We start from the raw sequence: 17,571 nt of genomic DNA on the forward strand, positions 1-17,571 counted from the left end.
CATTAACCCCCTGCGATAGCTTGAAACAGCAGAATGTTGTCTTGTTCATTCAAAAAATGACTTTCCCACTGGCTTTTAGGAATGATGACTTGGTTGATAGCCAGTGCTGAGCCGGATGTACTTTGCCCGAGTTGCGTTAATAGCTGGTGGACGGTAATGGGCGATTCAACCTCCATCGGCTGGTCATTGATTATGATATGCATGTGACCTCTCGGCAGACAGGGCAATGTTTTGAACGGGTCAGCTGCAAGGTATTCCATTGCTGCTGCTTTCCATCAAACAGGCGTAGTTTTCCACTTAACGGGGACGGTAATCCCACCAGCAATTTGATGGCTTCTAATGCTTGTAACGTCCCAATCACTCCTACCACCGGACCTAAAACCCCCGCCGTGCGGCAGTTACGTTGTGGTTCTTCTTGGTCGGGATACAAACAGGCGTAGCAGCCAGATTGAAAAGGAGGCTCAAGAACCATCAATTGCCCACCAAAGCCAACGGCACTGCCGCTGACGAGCGGGGTATTGCTAATGACGCACGCGGCATTGACCGCATGGCGAGTGGCCATGTTGTCACAGCAATCCAGCACCAAATCCACCTGTTCCACTAAGGGATGTAAGCTGTCCGCATCAAGCTTTTGTTGGAAAATGCGCGTCTTAGTATGGGGGTTAAGCTGCTTTAAACGCGCTGCGGCCAGCTGCGCTTTCGACTGGTTAATATCCTGCGTGTCATACAGCACTTGGCGCTGCAAGTTAGACACATGCAGGTCATCATGATCCGCTATCCATAATTCACCGACACCCGCTCCCGCGAGATACAAACTTGCAGGGGAGCCTAGTCCACCTAAACCGACAATCAGTACCTTGCTTTGTTTGAGTTTTTGTTGCCCTTCAGGGCTGACATCCTCAAGCAGTAATTGGCGGCTATAACGCATAAATTCGAGATCATTGAGCATGGTCGTTTTCCTTTAAGCGAGAGGTCGATTCAACCAGATCCAGCAATGTTCGCGTTGCACTTTGCCAGTCATCGGCTTGTGTGATGGCACTGACAACCGCTACACTGCCAACGCCAGTGGCGAGCACGGCAGGCACGCGTTCAATGGATATCCCGCCTATTGCCACTGTCGGATAGTCTGGCGTCTCCTCAACCATCTGTTTTAACGCTTCTAAACCTTGCGGAGAGGAAGGCATCTGCTTGGTTTGGGTTGGAAAGATATGCCCCAGTGCGATATAAGACGGACGCACGGTTTTGGCAATCGCGACTTCATCAGGATCGTGGGTGGAGATCCCCAGCCGTAGCTCCGCTTGGTGAATCGCTACTAGATCGGTAGTTTCCAGATCTTCTTGCCCTAAGTGTACGCCATAGGCACCCAGCTCTATGGCTAAACGCCAATAGTCATTAATAAATAATCGGGCATTATGCTGCTTACCAAGGGCTATTGCTTGCTGGATCTGTTCACGTACTTGGTGGTCTTGCTTGTCTTTGATGCGCAATTGCAAGGTGGAAACACCTGCAATTAGCAGGCGTTCAATCCATTCAACAGAATCCACAACCGGGTACAGACCGAGGCAGTGTTCGGTCGGTGGAAATGGGCTATTTGGGAGATTAAGCGTTTTGTTCATCACTCACGACCTCAGCAATCTCAGCCCCATGATAGAGTTCGCTACCGTGAGCACGGAAAGCTTCCGACATCTGCTCCATGCCTGCCTCTTTTTGTGCAGCATAATCACGAACTTCTTGGGAAATCTTCATGGAGCAGAATTTTGGTCCACACATAGAGCAGAAGTGGGCGATTTTCCCTGACGCTTGCGGTAAGGTTTCATCGTGATATTTACGCGCGGTTTCAGGGTCTAGGGCGAGGTTAAACTGGTCTTCCCAGCGGAACTCAAAACGCGCTTTGGACATGGCATTATCACGAATTTGCGCACCCGGATGACCTTTCGCGAGATCAGCGGCGTGGGCAGCAATCTTGTAGGTAATCAGCCCCTGTTTGACGTCTTCTTTGTTCGGTAAACCAAGGTGCTCTTTTGGCGTCACGTAGCACAGCATCGCACAACCAAACCAGCCGATCATTGCTGCGCCAATACCGGAAGTGAAGTGGTCATAGCCCGGTGCGATATCGGTGGTTAGGGGGCCTAACGTATAGAATGGGGCTTCGTGGCAGTGCTCTAGCTCTTCGGTCATATTGCGGCGGATCATCTGCATCGGCACATGCCCCGGTCCTTCAATCATCACCTGCACATCGTATTCCCATGCAATTTTGGTCAGCTCGCCTAAGGTATGCAGCTCTGAGAATTGGGCTTCATCGTTGGCATCTTGCACAGAACCCGGACGTAACCCATCACCAAGAGACAGGGAAACATCATAAGCAGCACAAATTTCGCAAATTTCACGGAAATGCTCATACAGGAAGTTTTCTTGGTGGTGGGATAAACACCATTTCGCCATGATAGAGCCGCCACGGGAGACTATGCCGGTCAGGCGCTTCGCCGTCATTGGTACGTAGCGCAGTAAAACGCCGGCATGGATAGTGAAGTAATCTACTCCTTGTTCGGCTTGCTCTAGCAGAGTATCGCGGAACATTTCCCACGTGAGGTTTTCAGCAACACCGTTCACTTTTTCGAGCGCTTGGTAGATAGGTACGGTACCAATTGGCACTGGGCTATTACGTAAAATCCATTCGCGGGTTTCGTGAATATAACGACCTGTGGATAAATCCATCACCGTATCTGCACCCCAGCGAGTAGACCAAATCAGTTTTTCCACCTCTTCTTCGATGGATGAAGTCACGGAGGAGTTACCGATATTGGCATTCACTTTCACTAAGAAATTGCGCCCGATAATCATCGGCTCAGATTCTGGATGGTTAATATTGGCAGGGATGATAGCGCGACCTGCCGCCACTTCTTGGCGTACAAATTCCGGCGTAATATTTTCTGGCAAAATAGCACCAAAGCTTTGCCCCGGATGTTGCTGCCTTAACACTTCACTGCGAATGCGTTCACGACCCATATTTTCACGGATGGCGATAAATTCCATTTCAGGGGTCACAATACCTTGACGAGCATAATGCAACTGAGTGACGCATTTGCCTGTTTGCGCTTTCAGTGGTGCAGGGCGGTGATTAAAACGTAAGTGATCTAAGCCCGCATCGGCTAAGCGCTGCTGGGTAAAGTCGGAGCTGAGATTTTCGACAGCAACAGTATCCGCGCGTTCACTGATCCACGGCGCACGGATTTTTTTCAATCCTTTGTGAACATTGAGTTCAGAGGCCGGGTCGCCGTAAGGACCTGAGGTGTCATAAACAGGGACGGCCTCGTTATCTTCAAATTTGGGATTATCTTTGTCTCCGCCGATAAGCGTTGGGGAGAGCTGGATTTCGCGCATGGGAACTTGGATATCATCCCGCGAGCCTTGCAGGTAGATACGTTCAGAGTTAGGGAATGAAACACCGGAAATGGTATTGATAAAGTCTTCTGCGGCATCACGCTGCTCTTTTCGAGAGCGTGCTGGTGCAGCTTTAGGGGAAATATCGGTACTCGGTATAACTGCATTATTAGCATTATTGGACATAGCAATTTCCTGACATCGTCACAGGCTATACGGCGTAAAGCGCCAATAGCGGGTTTATCGAAAGAAAGTTGCTTGTCTGGAGTTCGGAGGAGTAATGGTAAGGCGTTGCGGCTAGTTTTTCGCCAAATAAATAAGCGAAAATTGCGCTGAATGATTACTCTTGTTCCCTTCGCGGGTATTAACCCGATCAGGTTCCGCGGATCCCGAATTAACGGTCTCAGCCTGATGTTTGCACATGCTAGGCACTCCGACAAGAATTAATCAGTATAAAGTTTCCCCGTCATTCTTCAAGCGATAAGTGCGTTGGCTTCTCTCGGCTACCCTAATCACATACTTGTGTATGCTCCTAGGGATATCCTCGCTTGCCGCCTTCTTCTCACTCGAATAATTTAGGGGAAATCAGTGTATTGGGTAAAAATCCAAAACCTAGAAATTAAAAGTTAGAACTAGGTTGGTTACATAGGGTTTTACAAACTCCACGAATATTGCGGCCAGTGGTTTTCGTTGGCGGCTTGGAGAAGGCGCGGGTCGCCGTTGACGATAAATGTCTCATCGGCGAAATGACACATTGGTAGGTCATTGGCGGAATCGGTGTAGAAATAAATATACGCATCGGTGATTGGCTGGTGGGAAATCCACTGAGTTAAACGCTTAACTTTACCCTCTTTAAAGGTCGGGATACCGTCAACTTCGGTGGTGTAGCAGCCATTTGAACGCTTAATATCAATGCCCATCGTGACATCGGCGCCAAGGTGATCCGCGATCTTCTTCACGATAAAGGTAACCGTTGCGGAGATCACAATGATCGGGATCCCTTGAGATCGATATGAGGCGATAGTGCTTAATGCGCTAGGGTAAATGCGCGGAATGATAATGGTATCCACAAAATCATCTAACCACTCATCGACTTGCTCTGTCTTGATGCCAGCAAGGGTCTGCAAACTAAACTTTAAGTAAGTCACCATATCCAAATTGCCAGCGTTGTATTGCGCCATCATCTCTTTATCGGCTTCGACAAAACGCGGGTCGGTAATGATTTTCTTATCCCACAAATATTGCGTCCAAAGTACGCTACTATCGCCACGGATCAGGGTGTCATCGAGATCAAAAATCGCTAATTTGGTTTGTGTAGACGGGTTTTGCATGAGGTTCCTTTCGTTGACTAGCTCGTCGTTGATTAACTTAAAGCTCGAATTTCATTTTTATTAAACATTAACTCAAGGCGTGTGCCCGGCTCAAATAAACGCTCGGATGAGCGGTTGAGCAAGTCTACGGTCATATCCCCCGCAGGCGTGTTCACGCTATAGCGAATAATATTCCCTAAAAGCTGGTGGTCAAGGATCACGGCATCTACAGGGGCGGAAATATGGCTGCCATATTGGCGTCCGACTTCGCGAACATAAATGGACTCAGGGCGAATGGCGAGGGTGCCTTGTAAATTGACGCCCAACATCCCATTGGCTTTTTCTGCTTCCACCAGATTGTAATGCCCCATAAATCGAGCTACAAATTCAGTGGCAGGCTGAGTATAGATATTTTCCGCGGTATCGCTTTGGATAATCGAGCCTTTGTTCATTAAGAAGATGCGGTCAGACATAATCATTGCTTCGTCTTGGTCGTGGGTGACGAAAATGGTAGTGAGCTTCAGCTCTCGCTGGATTTCACGAATTTGCTGGCGTAAGTGCTTACGAATACGTGCATCAAGGGCGGATAACGGCTCATCGAGGAGTAAAATTTGCGGTTTCATCACCAATGCGCGGGCAAGGGCGACACGTTGGCGCTGACCACCCGAAAGCTGGTGCGGATATTGGTTCTCTTTTCCTTGTAATTCCACCATATCAATGACTTCTGCCACGGCTTTATCGCGCTCAGTGGCGGGCATCTTGCGCATTTTCAACCCAAACGCGATGTTTTCAGCCACGGTCATATTTGGGAAGAGAGCGTAGCTTTGAAACACCATGCCCACGCCGCGCTGTTGAGCTGGCTGCTGAGTGATATTCTGGCGGTTGATATACAGCTCCCCGCTGTCAGGCTGTTCAAGTCCCGCAATACAGCGCAGTAACGTGGATTTCCCACAGCCACTTGGCCCCAATAGCGTAATAAATTCCCCTTGTTCAATCGTAAACTGGATATCAGAGAATACTTGGTTCTGACCAAAGGATTTAGTTAGGTTTTCGGCAATGACGTAGCTCATCGTTCATCTCCCGCACGATTCAAGCGCGTTGCTAACCAAGTCAGCAGCAACGTAAATAAGAAGTAAGACATCACTAGCGCAGAGGTAAAGTGTCCGCTAGTTTGGCGCATATTAAACAGATAGATCTGCAAGGTTTCGAAACGGGTTCCCACTAAGATATTGGCGAATACGAACTCCCCCATTAAGAATGAGAAGGAAATCAGTAAAGAAACCAATAACCCTTTACGGATATTTGGCAGCACTATCATTAAAAAGGCTTTAAAGGTGCTGGCACCGAGTAAGTGAGCGGCATCCATTAAGTCATGCAGATTGATTCCTTGAAAGCTATTCGCCAGTGCGCGGTACATAAATGGCAATGTAATGGTGAAGTAGGTGCCAATTAAGATCCACGGGGTACCGACCAACATGAATGGCTCATCCGCAAAGATTTGCAGTAAACCGACTGAAGAGACCACGGGTGGGATCGCAAAAGGGAGAATAATCAGTAAATCCATCAACCCTTTGAGGTTTGGAAAGCGGTAAAAAACGGCAAAAGTCATGGGTAAAATCACGAGCACGCTGATCAGCAATGTGCCAAAGCAGATCAAGAGTGATCGTCCAAATGCCATTAGAAATCGTGGATCTTGCCATAGTTGTAGATACCATTTGATGGATAGGGCATCAGGCATAATCGTCGCACCCCATGAGCTCGAAATGGAGTAAATAAAGGTGGCGATAATCGGCAGCGCAAGAATGGCGGCAACGGTACCAAGAACCATTTTATGAAACAGTAAACTCGGTGCTTTTGGGCTACGAATATTAGGATTTAGCATGGTAGCTCCGCTTTAATAACCAGTGGTGAATGGCGGTGATAAACCCGAGGATCGCAATCAGAACAACGGATAGCGCGGCTGCCATATTTGGCTCTAAGAACAGGTCGCCAGAGACAAGGCTGGCAATGCGGATAGTCACTAGGTTGTAGTTACCACTGGTGAGTGCGTAAGTACTGGCATAAGCGCCAACGGCATTGGCAACCAAGATAATAAATGTGCCTAACAGTGCAGGAGAAATGACCGGAATACCCACTTTCAGCCAATAGGTTAACTTGCTGGCTCCCATAGTTTTTGCGGCATCTTCCCACTCAGGTTTGAGTGCATCGAATGCAGGGTAAAGCAGTAAAATACCGAGTGGGATTTGGAAGTAGATATACAGCAGCATCAAGCCGCTGGCGCTGTAGATATTAAAATCATCAATCCATCCCCACGCTTTAAGTTGCAGGGTAATGGCTCCGTTAAAACCTAAGATAATAATAAACGCGAAGGCTAACGGTACGCCGCTGAAGTTGCTCGCCATGGTGGTAAACGAAATCATGAAATTGCGCACTTTGCCTTGCATCTTATAGATAGAAAATGCCGTTACACAAGCGATAAGCAAACCAACAACGCTACAAATCAGCGATAGCCACAAAGTGTTTTGAAATGCTTGTAGATAGAAATCGTTGGTGAAGATCTCTACGTAATTCTCAAAAGACCATGCTTCTTCGTAGACAAAACTGTTGAAGAGTACCCAAATCATCGGGGCGATTTGAAACAGGCAAAACAGCACAATAAATGGCACGATTAACAGTGCGGCGTGCCAGTGAAAACGCACATTGGGCTTGTTAAACATGGTTAAGCCTCCCTCTTGTTGACGGGACTGGTCGTTGGCAGGGATATCCGCCATTAGCGACCTCCTGCCAGTAAATCATCACAGACAGTTTTGTTTGAGAATGGCACACCCAGTAGTTGGCAAACGGTGCCACAAATCGCTGTTTGTTCCATCGGAACGTCTGGGCTATGAGAGAATGCGCTGCCAATAGTCAACAGCGGAACCGTACACTCTTCCGGCAAAATACCACCGTGGCTACGGTCGTTATTCATCCCGTGGTCGCTGGTGATGATGATTTGGTAGCCTTGCTCTATCCACATCGGTAAGTAATGGGATAAATAAATGTCTGCTTTGCGAGCCGCATTGCGATATTGGGACGAATCAAAACCAAACTTGTGCCCCGCATCATCGATATTCATTGGGTGGATCAGCAAAAAATCGGGGTCGTGTTGGGTACGCAGGTATTCCGCATCCATAAACAGGTGGTCATCAGGGTAGTGGTCTGCTTGGTAGAAGCAACCATGCTGAATAGGCAGCTGCTTATCATGTGTAAATCGGTCACGATTCGCCTCAAATGGCGCGCGATTATACAACTCACTGACCCAATAATACGCTGCCGCTGCTGTCGTTTTTCCGGCTTGGTGAGCCAATGAAAAGATGCTATCGAAGTGAGAAAGTCGCACCACATCGTTGTTGACGATGCCACTTTGAACCGGAGGAATGCCCGTCAAAATGCATTCGTACAGCGGGCGAGACATGGATGGGAGCTCACACTCCATTTTATAAAGTGTTGCTCTATCGGCTTTGATAAGACCATTGAGATAGCCCATACATTGATGGGCTACTGAATAACTTAAACCGTCGAGAACAACAAGTATGACTTTTTCAGACATCAGACTGTTGATTCCTAATTGCGATTATTGCTGGTGAATTAATACTTGCTGCTGCCACATTTTCGGTAAGTTGCGTGATGACTTTTCCCAGCCTTGCGCATCTTTAATCGGGTGAACATTTTTGTATTGCTCATCTGGCAGTAATTTGGCTTGGATATCCGCAGGCAGTGTCAGGTATTGAGCACGAATTGGGCGCGCATAACCTTCTGCAAGGTTGATTTGCCCTTTATCACTGAAGATAAATTCGCGGGCTAATTTCGCGGCATTTGGGTTTTTAGCAAACTTATTGATGATAGTGGTATAGCCGGAGATAACGCTGCCATCGGATGGGATCACTACGATAAAGCGGTCGCGGTTGATTTGGTCACGGTAGTTCAGTGCGTTGAAGTCCCATAAAATGCCCACTTCCACTTCGCCTTTTTCGATGTTGGCAACGGTTGGGTCATTGACGGATAAACGTTTCTGTTTCGCTAATTCGCCAAAGAATTCAATGGCAGGCTTCAGGTTATTTTCATCACCACCACGTGCAAAAGCGGCTGCTAATACAGCGTTGTTGGCTTGTGCGGCAATGCCCACATCCCCAACGGTGACTTTATATTTTCCTTTAAGTAAATCATCCCAGCTTTTTGGTGCGTCTTTAACTAAGTCTTTATTGATCATAAACGCGATCGTGCCAGTGTAAGCTAATGCCCAGTGGCCGTCTTTATCTTTTGCCCAATCAGGCACTTGTGACCAAGTGGTCGGTTTGTACGGCTGAGTGACCCCTTTTTGTACTGCAACCGGACCAAATGACGCGCCGACATCACCGATATCTGCGGTAGCGTTATTTTTCTCAGCGGCAAATTTTGCAATTTCCTGCGCAGAGCTCATGTCCGTATCTTGATGCTTTAAACCGTATTCTGTCGATAAATCCTGCCATGTGCCTTTCCAGTTTGCCCATGTATCAGGCATCCCGACGCTATAAACTTGGCCTTCTTTCTTTGCAGCTTCGATAAGTTGTGTTAAATCGCTGTCAGCCGCAAATGCCATTTGAGAAGTGCTGAGTGACAGTAAAATTGCAGGTACGATAGCTTTCATCTTGTTTCTCTCTATAAGAGTCGCCGTATTGGTTAGTTGGCATGCTAATTATTCGAGATGACAATGAATTGACAGTTGTGTGACACTTTTTAGATGCTGTGACGTTTAAATGTCTAAAAAGTGTCAAAATAATGAAAGGGTAGTGACGAATCAAACGGTTGTATGACAATCTATAAAACAAGCGTATCTTTAACCGCAACTCAGCGTGCTGACATAGAGAAACAGAATGAATAAACACACATTAGCAGGAACCGAAAGCGGCTGGTGGTTTGTCTGCTTTGCGGGGCGGTTGTGGCTGCCCCAAGGTGATGTACCTAAAGGTGCTGCACAGCAATTTGGATTAACGGGGAAACTAGCCACTCCCATAGGTGAGTGGCAAGGGGAAATTGTCTGGCTGATTGCTGAAAAAATGCCATCAGATATGGCTTCCCCTCGCGTGGTCGCTTCCCAAGATGAAGGGCTATTTCGTTTAGCTGGACGGGGTGTACAACTCGCGGAATTTTATCGTTCTCATCGTTACTGTGGTTATTGCGGAACGGCGATGCGCCATAGTTCAACGGAATGGGCGTGTTTGTGCGACCACTGCCATGAACGTTATTATCCACAAATTGCCCCATGTATTATCGTTGGTATTCGCCGCGATGATCATATTTTGCTGGCACAACATCGTCGCCATTCACAAAATCCGCTGTTCACGGTGTTAGCAGGGTTTGTGGAAGTGGGGGAAACCTTAGAAGAGGCGGTGGCTCGCGAAGTGATGGAGGAGAGCCATATAAAAGTGCGCAATATTCGTTATGTCTCTTCCCAGCCTTGGCCATTCCCACACTCACTGATGATGGGCTTTTTAGCTGATTATGATAGTGGGGACATTCAAGTGGATCCTAAAGAGTTAGTGAGCGCTAACTGGTATCACTATAATGATCTGCCGCTGATCCCACCGGGAGATACGATTGCTCGGCGATTAATTGAAGATAGTGTGGTGTTATGTCGTCAATTTGATGAAGATAACCACTAATTGCGCTGGCGCTGATATTGTTTCCCTTTGCTGGTATAATATGGCGCCTTAGCCATTTGCGGCGGCCACAATAATAATGGAGTAAATAATGACTGAGTTGAAAAATGACCGCTATCTACGTGCGTTGCTACGTCAGCCTGTAGATGTGACCCCAGTATGGATGATGCGTCAAGCCGGGCGTTACCTACCAGAATACAAAGCGACCCGCGCAGAAGCTGGTGATTTTATTGCTTTATGCAAAAATACTGAGTTAGCGTGCGAAGTCACGTTACAGCCACTTCGTCGTTTTCCATTAGACGCCGCAATTTTATTCTCAGATATTCTGACCATCCCCGATGCAATGGGGCTGGGTCTTTATTTTGAAACAGGAGAAGGTCCTCGTTTTGAAAGACCAGTAGCAAGCGCTGCCGATGTTAAAAATATCCCAATTCCCGATCCAGAAATGGAACTGGGCTACGTGATGGACGCAGTTCGTGCCATCCGTAAAGCCTTAAATGGTGATGTACCACTGATTGGTTTCTCGGGTAGCCCGTGGACATTAGCGACCTATATGGTTGAAGGTGGTAGCAGCAAAGCGTTCACTAAAATCAAAAAAATGATGTATGAAGATCCAAATACGCTGCATTTACTGCTGGATAAGCTGGCAGATAGCGTGATTTTGTATCTGAATGCTCAAGTGCGCGCAGGCGCTCAATCCCTGATGATTTTCGATACGTGGGGCGGCGTGCTGACTAAGCGTGATTATCTGGAATTCTCCTTGCGCTACATGCACAAAATTGTTGATGGCTTAATTCGTGAAAATGACGGTCGTCGTGTGCCTGTGACCCTGTTTACCAAAGGTGGCGGGCAGTGGTTAGAAGAGATGGCGGCAACAGGCTGTGATGCGCTAGGTTTGGATTGGACGACCGAAATTGCGGATGCTCGTCGTCGCGTTGGTGACAAAGTTGCGCTGCAAGGCAATATGGATCCTTCAATGTTATATGCACCACCTGCGCGTATTGAACAAGAAGTGCAGCACATTTTAGCAGGCTTTGGTCAAGGTGAAGGGCATGTCTTCAATTTAGGTCATGGTATTCATCAAGATGTGGCGCCTGAACATGCGGGTGCGTTTGTGGACGCGGTTCACCGTTTCTCTCGTCAATATCATCAGTAGCCGCCAAGGCATAATCGAGGTAGAACTTGGTGTTTTATCTCGATTTGAACCTCTCAATGTGTGGTGTATTTACAGGATCTTGTAAGTACATCATTATCATCTATGATTAATCCTTATTAATAATGGTTCCGTGATGGCAATTGATACTCAGCAGTTGCGACAACAGCAGGTAGAGCTAGCTCAACAAGTCATTCTGAATGATGAATTTGTCCCGCCGCGTTTTATTGGTGGTGCGGATGTCGGTTTTGAGCAAGACGGTACCGTCACTCGCGCGGTGATTGTGGTGCTTTCATGGCCTGAGCTGCAATTGGTGGAATATCAAATAGCACGGATCCCAACTCAGTTACCCTATATACCCGGGTTGCTCTCGTTTCGTGAAGTCCCAGGGTTAATGGCTGCGTGGGAAAAAATCCAACAAAAGCCCGACTTAGTGCTGGTGGACGGTCAAGGTATTGCTCATCCGCGGCGTTTTGGTGTGGCTTGCCATTTCGGATTGTTGGCCGATGTCGCAACGATAGGGGTAGCAAAAAGCCGTTTATGTGGTGATGATGTTGAACTCAATGCTGAACCTGAAAGCGTCGAAATGTTGAAAGTGGCTCAAGAGCAATTAGGATGGGTTTATCGCAGTAAGAAACGCTGTAATCCTTTATATCTTTCTCCGGGTCACAAAGTCAGTTTTATTTCCTCGCTAGAGTGGGTAAAACGGTGTATTCAGGGGTATAGATTGCCAGAACCGACCCGTTTTGCTGATGGAATCGCTTCGAATCGCACATTTTTTAAGCGAATGAATGAGAAAATTGGCTAATTATCAGCAAAATATGTGGCATTGGCAGATTTTCAGGTAAACTGCGAAGTATTGAGATTGATGAGTCAGAAATTATGTTAAGAAATCCTATTCATTTGAGGTTAGAGAAACTAGAAAGCTGGCAGCATATGACCTTCATGGCATCCCTGTGCGAGAGAATGTATCCTAATTATCAAATGTTTTGCCAGCAAACTGAATTTGCTGATGCGAAGGTTTATCGTGCCATCCTTGATTTAGTTTGGGAAACCTTGGTTATCAAAGATAGCAAAGTCAATTTCGACAATCAGTTAGAGAAGTTAGAAGAAATTATTCCAGTCGCCGATGACTTCGATATGTACGGTGTTTATCCCGCTATCGACGCTTGTATTGCTTTAGGTGAACTCATTCATGCAAAACTGAGTGGTGAAACCCTTGAGCACGCAATCTTAGTCAGTGAAGCATCGATTCGTACTGTTGCTATGCTTGAAATGACCCAAGCAGGGCGTGAAATGACCGATGAAGAGCTAAAAGTGGTGCCTGCTGTGGAAGAAGAGTGGGACATTCAATGGGATATTTTCCGCTTATTAGCCGCTTGCGAAGAACGAGACTTAGAGTTAATTAAAGGATTAAAATCTGACCTCCGCGAAGCGGGTGTCAGCAATATCGGCATTACTGTCGCGTAAATTTTGCACTTTTAAGTGCGAAAACGTGACTTAAAGCAGTAATGCTGTGTACTAAGACTTCACATTTACCCCTACTCTGTTCTACATTTAGGGGCGAGAAGAAGTGGCTATCGGGGGCGTGTATCAGGGGCTGTCTATCTGGCATATCCGACGCACTCGATGCTTTGCAAACGATAAACACACTGTGTAAGGATAATTTATGAACAAGACTGAATTAGTTGATGCTATCGCAGAATCAGCAGATCTGACTAAAACTCAAGCTAAAGCAGCTTTAGAAGCAACTCTGAGCGCAATTTCAGATTCTCTGAAAAGCGGCGAAGCAGTACAACTGGTCGGTTTCGGTACTTTTAAAGTTAGCCACCGTGCAGCTCGTACCGGTCGTAACCCACAAACTAAAGCAGAAATCCAAATTCCTGCAACAACTGTACCAGCATTCTCTGCCGGTAAAGCACTGAAAGACGCTGTAAAATAAGTACATTGTCTACGAGAATTATCAGAGGGGGTATGAAGTTACCCCTTTTGTTTATTCGCCAAAGGTTGCTGGTGTTGGGAGCAGTCTCAATACTAAGCGCCTGTTCTTCTAATTCGCCTCGACTCCCTGAGTTTAGTGCCAGCGGATTTATTGCCGATGAAGGCGTAATCCGAATGTGGAGACTGAATGATGCGAAGAGTCAGCCGTTGGTCTTAATGGTGGTGTATAGCCCCTATAAAAGAACCGACACCTCCGTCAATTTCTTCGAATATCGTGATGGTAAATTGTGGCAGATCCGCAGCCAAGTCCTCAATCAAGGGGATAACAACATCACTGAACAACTGCGCTTTAGTAAAGATAATGAAATTGTGTTTATGCAGCGCGCGCAAAATAATATCAAAACCCCGCTTTCCTCTGATGAAATTAACCGCTGGCGTTTTGAAGCTGACCGTATCCTGAATATCAATACCGCGTTGATAGTGGGTGGTGTAGAACTACATCAAGGGTATTGGAAGCAAGGTAAAATCACCACTTGTGATGGTGAAAAGCGCGATGTTACTTTCGAACCGTATGCACAGAAATGGCTAGATGATAGAGCCAAAGTCTGGACGAAAGAGCTGAATTTGGCGTGGTTGGAGTCGCCAGAGGGCACTCAGCTTTTGATGGTGGCGGATACCAACTTCTGCAATTGGCAACCTAGTAAAGATTCTTTGTAGGTCACCGCTCGTCGTCTTTCGAACCACAGCTGTATTGCTACGTTCGTTCACCCTAGTCACATACTTATGTATGCTCCTAGAGATTCTCTCTCTTGCAGCTTTGCTGTGATTCGAAATACTTAGAGCCATTGGCGGTGTGAAGGTCAAAGGCAAAACAAGTTCAAAAAATAAAAAGATAGAAAGATAGAAAGATAGGCAATAAAAAAGCTGATAAAAGTTTCCTCTTATCAGCTTTGGGATTATTTGTTTCTATTACTTAATGCGGGCGATAGCGCGGTAGCCGATATCGTTGCGATAGAAGCTGTCGGACCAATTGATGGTTTTGGCAACTTCGTATGCTTTAGCTTGAGCTTTTGCGATGTCGTTACCTAATGCAGTGACACACAGAACGCGACCACCGGCAGTGACGACTTCGCCTGCTTGGTTGAGCTTGGTACCTGCGTGGAACACTTTGCTATCAGCGGCTTCTGACGTTGGTAGACCCGAAATTACATCGCCATTGCGATAATCACCTGGATATCCCCCTGCCGCAATCACGACGCCGAGCGCTGGACGTTCATCCCAAAGAGAATCTTTACCTGCGAGTTCGCCTTTAGCACCCGCTAAACACAGAGCGACTAAATCAGATTGTAAGCGCATCATAATTGGCTGAGTTTCTGGATCGCCAAAACGGCAGTTAAATTCGATGACTTTCGGGTTACCCGCTTTATCAATCATCAAACCTGCATATAAGAAACCTTGATAACGGTTCCCTTCTTGATCCATCCCTTTAACGGTTGGATAAATGACTTGCTCCATGACACGTTGATGAACCGTATCTGTCACCACTGGCGCAGGTGAATATGCACCCATACCGCCAGTGTTTAACCCAGTATCACCATCGCCAACACGTTTATGATCTTGGCTAGTTGCCATCGGAATGACATTCTCACCATCCACCATGACGATGAAACTCGCTTCTTCGCCATCAAGGAACTCTTCGATAACGATACGATGACCGGCATCACCGAATGCATTGCCAGCCAGCATATCATGGACGGCATCTTTGGCTTCTTGCAGCGTCATTGCCACAATCACGCCTTTACCAGCAGCCAAACCATCAGCCTTGATAACGATAGGTGCGCCAACTTTATCTAAATAAGCCAAAGCAGGCTCAATTTCAGTAAAGTTTTCATAAGCTGCGGTCGGAATCTTGTGACGAGCTAAGAAATCTTTGGTGAACGCTTTCGAGCCTTCTAACTGCGCAGCACCTTGAGTTGGTCCAAAAATGGTTAAACCAGCTTGTTTGAATGCATCGACCACACCGATAACTAATGGTGCTTCTGGACCTACGATGGTTAGACCGATTTGTTTGTCTTTGGCAAATTGCAGTAAGCCATCAATGTCAGTTGCTGAGATATCGACATTTTCCAGTGCAGGTTCCAGTGCAGTACCCGCGTTACCCGGCGCAACATACACTTTATCTGCTAATGGAGATTGTGCGGCTTTCCATGCTAAAGCGTGCTCGCGACCGCCACCACCAATAATCAGTATATTCATAGAAACCCCTAGCAATTAGTGACGGAAGTGACGCATGTTAGTAAAGATCATTGCGATGCCATGTTCATTGGCAGCGGCAATCACTTCATCATCACGAATAGATCCACCTGGTTGAATAACGCAAGTAACACCTACAGAAGCAGCAGCATCGATGCCATCACGGAATGGGAAGAATGCATCGGATGCCATTGCACAACCAGCAACTTCTAAACCTTCATCAGCAGCTTTGATCCCCGCAATCTTAGCAGAGTACACGCGGCTCATTTGTCCTGCACCAATACCGATGGTCATGTCGTTCTTCGAATAAACAATCGCATTTGATTTCACGAATTTCGCCACTTTCCAGCAGAACAGCGCATCTTTTAACTCACGTTCCGTAGGTTGGCGTGTGGTTACGACGCGTAAATCTTCCGCTTCGACCATACCTAAGTCACGATCTTGAACCAGTAAACCTCCATTCACGCGTTTGAAATCTAAACCTGCAACAGGTTTGCTCCACTCACCACATACTAGAACACGCACGTTTTGCTTGGTAGATAAGGAAGGTAACGCGTCTTCAGCAATAGAAGGGGCAATGATCACTTCAACAAATTGGCGTTCAATGATGGCTTCTGCGGTGGCTTTATCTAATTGACGGTTAAAAGCAATGATGCCGCCGAATGCAGAGGTTGGGTCAGTCTTGAATGCTTTATCATAAGCGGCATGGATATTGTCACCAATGGCAACACCACAAGGGTTAGCATGCTTAACAATAACACAAGCTGGCTCATCAAAGGATTTTACACATTCCAGAGCTGCATCGGTGTCTGCGATATTATTATAAGAAAGCGCTTTACCTTGAATTTGGTTCGCAGTGGCAATCGACGCTTCTTTTGGATTTTCTTCTATATAGAAAGCCGCATCTTGATGGCTGTTTTCGCCATAGCGCATATCTTGCTTCTTAATAAAGTTTAAATTCAGGGTACGAGGGAAACGACCTGATGGCTGAGTAGTATCACCATGATATGGGGCAACCAGTTCGCCAAAGTAGTTGGCAATCATGCTGTCATAAGCTGCGGTGTGCTCGAATGCTTTGATAGCTAAGTCAAAGCGTGTTGACCAATTCAGCGAATTTTCGTGGTTATCCATCTCTTCGATGATTTTGTCATAGTCATTACTGTTAACCACGATAGCCACGTCTTTATGGTTCTTCGCTGCGGAGCGAACCATGGTTGGACCGCCAATATCAATATTCTCAACGGCGTCTTCTAATGTGCAATTTGGTTTTGCGACGGTTTGAGCAAATGGATAAAGGTTCACAACCACCATATCAATAGGTGCAATGTCATGCTGCTGCATGATGGCATCATCTTTACCGCGACGACCTAAGATCCCACCGTGAACTTTCGGGTGCAGAGTCTTAACGCGACCATCCATCATTTCAGGAAAACCTGTGTAATCTGAAACTTCAGTGACCTTAAGGCCTTGCTCTGCTAGTAATTTAGCGGTTCCACCGGTAGAAAGCAGTTCAACACCACGGTGAGAAAGCGCCTTAGCGAATTCAACAACCCCTGTTTTATCAGACACACTAAGCAGGGCACGGCGAATAGGACGAAGCTGTTGCATGAGATAGATCCCTTGGATTTGGATAAAGAAGCAATATCTATATATAAGTCACTAACAATTTCAGAGCATCAAAATAAAATCAATGCCGAATTTTCGCGCTAATTGTAGCGCAAACGTTTGCGTAATGCGCGAACTATTTTCACTATTTTTTCAGTCTGTGGATAAATCTGTGTGTAAGTGGGTATAAATAGGGGTTTTGCTGTGGAATGCAGCAGTTGAACTAAAAACCGTAAAAAATCTTAAAAAA

18 protein-coding genes and 1 riboswitch are annotated in these 17,571 nt (G+C 46.6%); of the genes, 6 read left to right on the forward strand and 12 right to left on the reverse strand.

The window, feature by feature from the left end:
- Nucleotides 1-2 precede the first annotated feature (2 nt).
- The 10 genes from thiS to GKR71_RS07170 all read right to left on the reverse strand — a co-directional run bounded on the left by thiS (nt 3) and on the right by GKR71_RS07170 (nt 9,357).
- Nucleotides 3-203: a sulfur carrier protein ThiS gene (gene thiS / locus GKR71_RS07125; protein WP_036953608.1), complete on the reverse strand. Its 201-nt coding sequence runs from the start codon at nt 201-203 to the stop codon at nt 3-5.
- Nucleotides 191-949 (reverse strand): HesA/MoeB/ThiF family protein, encoded by a 759-nt coding sequence (locus GKR71_RS07130; RefSeq protein ID WP_154634087.1) that lies wholly within the window; start codon nt 947-949, stop codon nt 191-193. Before GKR71_RS07130 ends, thiS begins: the two co-directional genes overlap by 13 nt.
- Nucleotides 939-1,616 carry a thiamine phosphate synthase gene (gene thiE / locus GKR71_RS07135; protein ID WP_154609967.1) on the reverse strand — a complete coding sequence of 226 codons (678 nt, stop codon included), beginning with the start codon at nt 1,614-1,616 and terminating at the stop codon, nt 939-941. Before thiE ends, GKR71_RS07130 begins: the two co-directional genes overlap by 11 nt.
- Nucleotides 1,600-3,567, reverse strand: coding sequence for a phosphomethylpyrimidine synthase ThiC (thiC, locus tag GKR71_RS07140; protein WP_154599617.1), 1,968 nt, complete (start codon nt 3,565-3,567; stop codon nt 1,600-1,602). Before thiC ends, thiE begins: the two co-directional genes overlap by 17 nt.
- Before the next feature lie 147 nt (nt 3,568-3,714).
- Nucleotides 3,715-3,827: riboswitch (TPP riboswitch) on the reverse strand.
- Nucleotides 3,828-4,034: 207 nt separating this feature from the next.
- Nucleotides 4,035-4,712, reverse strand: a complete 678-nt coding sequence (locus tag GKR71_RS07145) for an HAD family hydrolase (RefSeq protein ID WP_036953593.1) — start codon at nt 4,710-4,712, stop codon at nt 4,035-4,037.
- Nucleotides 4,713-4,744: 32 nt separating this feature from the next.
- The gene (locus tag GKR71_RS07150; RefSeq protein ID WP_154599616.1) at nt 4,745-5,761 is read right to left on the reverse strand and encodes an ABC transporter ATP-binding protein; all 1,017 of its coding nucleotides are present in this window, start codon (nt 5,759-5,761) and stop codon (nt 4,745-4,747) included.
- On the reverse strand, nt 5,758-6,573 hold the full coding sequence (locus GKR71_RS07155; RefSeq protein WP_036953587.1) for an ABC transporter permease: 816 nt from the start codon (nt 6,571-6,573) through the stop codon (nt 5,758-5,760). The genes GKR71_RS07150 and GKR71_RS07155 overlap by 4 nt, the downstream gene beginning before the upstream one ends.
- On the reverse strand, nt 6,560-7,462 hold the full coding sequence (locus GKR71_RS07160; RefSeq protein ID WP_036953584.1) for an ABC transporter permease: 903 nt from the start codon (nt 7,460-7,462) through the stop codon (nt 6,560-6,562). Before GKR71_RS07160 ends, GKR71_RS07155 begins: the two co-directional genes overlap by 14 nt.
- On the reverse strand, nt 7,462-8,280 hold the full coding sequence (locus tag GKR71_RS07165) for an alkaline phosphatase family protein (RefSeq protein ID WP_154634088.1): 819 nt from the start codon (nt 8,278-8,280) through the stop codon (nt 7,462-7,464). Before GKR71_RS07165 ends, GKR71_RS07160 begins: the two co-directional genes overlap by 1 nt.
- Nucleotides 8,281-8,304: 24 nt before the next feature.
- Nucleotides 8,305-9,357 carry an ABC transporter substrate-binding protein gene (locus tag GKR71_RS07170; RefSeq protein ID WP_036953578.1) on the reverse strand — a complete coding sequence of 351 codons (1,053 nt, stop codon included), beginning with the start codon at nt 9,355-9,357 and terminating at the stop codon, nt 8,305-8,307.
- 226 nt (nt 9,358-9,583) lie between these two features.
- On the opposite strand from GKR71_RS07170, the gene nudC reads away from it, so the two are divergent.
- From nudC to GKR71_RS07200, 6 genes are all read left to right on the forward strand, one after another.
- Complete coding sequence (nudC, locus tag GKR71_RS07175) at nt 9,584-10,372, forward strand: NAD(+) diphosphatase (RefSeq protein ID WP_036953575.1); 789 nt, start codon at nt 9,584-9,586, stop codon at nt 10,370-10,372.
- 88 nt (nt 10,373-10,460) lie between these two features.
- Entirely contained in the window at nt 10,461-11,525 is a 1,065-nt protein-coding gene (gene hemE, locus GKR71_RS07180) for a uroporphyrinogen decarboxylase (RefSeq protein WP_036953572.1), read from the forward strand.
- 133 nt (nt 11,526-11,658) lie between these two features.
- Nucleotides 11,659-12,330, forward strand: coding sequence for a deoxyribonuclease V (nfi, locus tag GKR71_RS07185; protein WP_036953569.1), 672 nt, complete (start codon nt 11,659-11,661; stop codon nt 12,328-12,330).
- Nucleotides 12,331-12,404: 74 nt separating this feature from the next.
- Nucleotides 12,405-12,992 (forward strand): YjaG family protein, encoded by a 588-nt coding sequence (locus tag GKR71_RS07190; RefSeq protein ID WP_036953566.1) that lies wholly within the window; start codon nt 12,405-12,407, stop codon nt 12,990-12,992.
- 199 nt (nt 12,993-13,191) lie between these two features.
- Nucleotides 13,192-13,464: an HU family DNA-binding protein gene (locus tag GKR71_RS07195; protein ID WP_006657071.1), complete on the forward strand. Its 273-nt coding sequence runs from the start codon at nt 13,192-13,194 to the stop codon at nt 13,462-13,464.
- A 32-nt stretch (nt 13,465-13,496) separates the two neighbouring features.
- A complete protein-coding gene (locus tag GKR71_RS07200; protein WP_080675654.1) occupies nt 13,497-14,180 on the forward strand; it encodes a DUF1481 domain-containing protein in 684 nt (227 codons plus the stop codon).
- 252 nt (nt 14,181-14,432) lie between these two features.
- On the opposite strand, the gene purD is transcribed toward GKR71_RS07200, so the two are convergent.
- Together purD and purH are read right to left on the reverse strand one after the other, a co-directional pair.
- Nucleotides 14,433-15,719, reverse strand: coding sequence for a phosphoribosylamine--glycine ligase (purD, locus tag GKR71_RS07205; RefSeq protein WP_154599615.1), 1,287 nt, complete (start codon nt 15,717-15,719; stop codon nt 14,433-14,435).
- A 15-nt stretch (nt 15,720-15,734) separates the two neighbouring features.
- The gene (gene purH, locus GKR71_RS07210) at nt 15,735-17,324 is read right to left on the reverse strand and encodes a bifunctional phosphoribosylaminoimidazolecarboxamide formyltransferase/IMP cyclohydrolase (RefSeq protein ID WP_036953559.1); all 1,590 of its coding nucleotides are present in this window, start codon (nt 17,322-17,324) and stop codon (nt 15,735-15,737) included.
- Nucleotides 17,325-17,571: the final 247 nt, after the last annotated feature.

This window comes from Providencia sp. wls1922 (assembly GCF_009706505.1).
Lineage (GTDB): Bacteria > Pseudomonadota > Gammaproteobacteria > Enterobacterales > Enterobacteriaceae > Providencia > Providencia lanzhouensis.

Coding starts and splice junctions, on each gene's coding strand:
- thiC (WP_154599617.1), bottom strand. CDS start 3,567: ATGTCCAATAATGCTAATAATGCAGTTATACCGAGTACCGATATTTCC.
- hemE (WP_036953572.1), top strand. CDS start 10,461: ATGACTGAGTTGAAAAATGACCGCTATCTACGTGCGTTGCTACGTCAG.
- GKR71_RS07190 (WP_036953566.1), top strand. CDS start 12,405: ATGTTAAGAAATCCTATTCATTTGAGGTTAGAGAAACTAGAAAGCTGG.
- GKR71_RS07130 (WP_154634087.1), bottom strand. CDS start 949: ATGCTCAATGATCTCGAATTTATGCGTTATAGCCGCCAATTACTGCTT.
- purH (WP_036953559.1), bottom strand. CDS start 17,324: ATGCAACAGCTTCGTCCTATTCGCCGTGCCCTGCTTAGTGTGTCTGAT.
- GKR71_RS07160 (WP_036953584.1), bottom strand. CDS start 7,462: ATGGCGGATATCCCTGCCAACGACCAGTCCCGTCAACAAGAGGGAGGC.
- GKR71_RS07195 (WP_006657071.1), top strand. CDS start 13,192: ATGAACAAGACTGAATTAGTTGATGCTATCGCAGAATCAGCAGATCTG.
- GKR71_RS07170 (WP_036953578.1), bottom strand. CDS start 9,357: ATGAAAGCTATCGTACCTGCAATTTTACTGTCACTCAGCACTTCTCAA.
- GKR71_RS07165 (WP_154634088.1), bottom strand. CDS start 8,280: ATGTCTGAAAAAGTCATACTTGTTGTTCTCGACGGTTTAAGTTATTCA.
- nfi (WP_036953569.1), top strand. CDS start 11,659: ATGGCAATTGATACTCAGCAGTTGCGACAACAGCAGGTAGAGCTAGCT.
- nudC (WP_036953575.1), top strand. CDS start 9,584: ATGAATAAACACACATTAGCAGGAACCGAAAGCGGCTGGTGGTTTGTC.
- purD (WP_154599615.1), bottom strand. CDS start 15,719: ATGAATATACTGATTATTGGTGGTGGCGGTCGCGAGCACGCTTTAGCA.
- GKR71_RS07150 (WP_154599616.1), bottom strand. CDS start 5,761: ATGAGCTACGTCATTGCCGAAAACCTAACTAAATCCTTTGGTCAGAAC.
- thiE (WP_154609967.1), bottom strand. CDS start 1,616: ATGAACAAAACGCTTAATCTCCCAAATAGCCCATTTCCACCGACCGAA.
- GKR71_RS07145 (WP_036953593.1), bottom strand. CDS start 4,712: ATGCAAAACCCGTCTACACAAACCAAATTAGCGATTTTTGATCTCGAT.
- GKR71_RS07155 (WP_036953587.1), bottom strand. CDS start 6,573: ATGCTAAATCCTAATATTCGTAGCCCAAAAGCACCGAGTTTACTGTTT.
- thiS (WP_036953608.1), bottom strand. CDS start 203: ATGCATATCATAATCAATGACCAGCCGATGGAGGTTGAATCGCCCATT.
- GKR71_RS07200 (WP_080675654.1), top strand. CDS start 13,497: ATGAAGTTACCCCTTTTGTTTATTCGCCAAAGGTTGCTGGTGTTGGGA.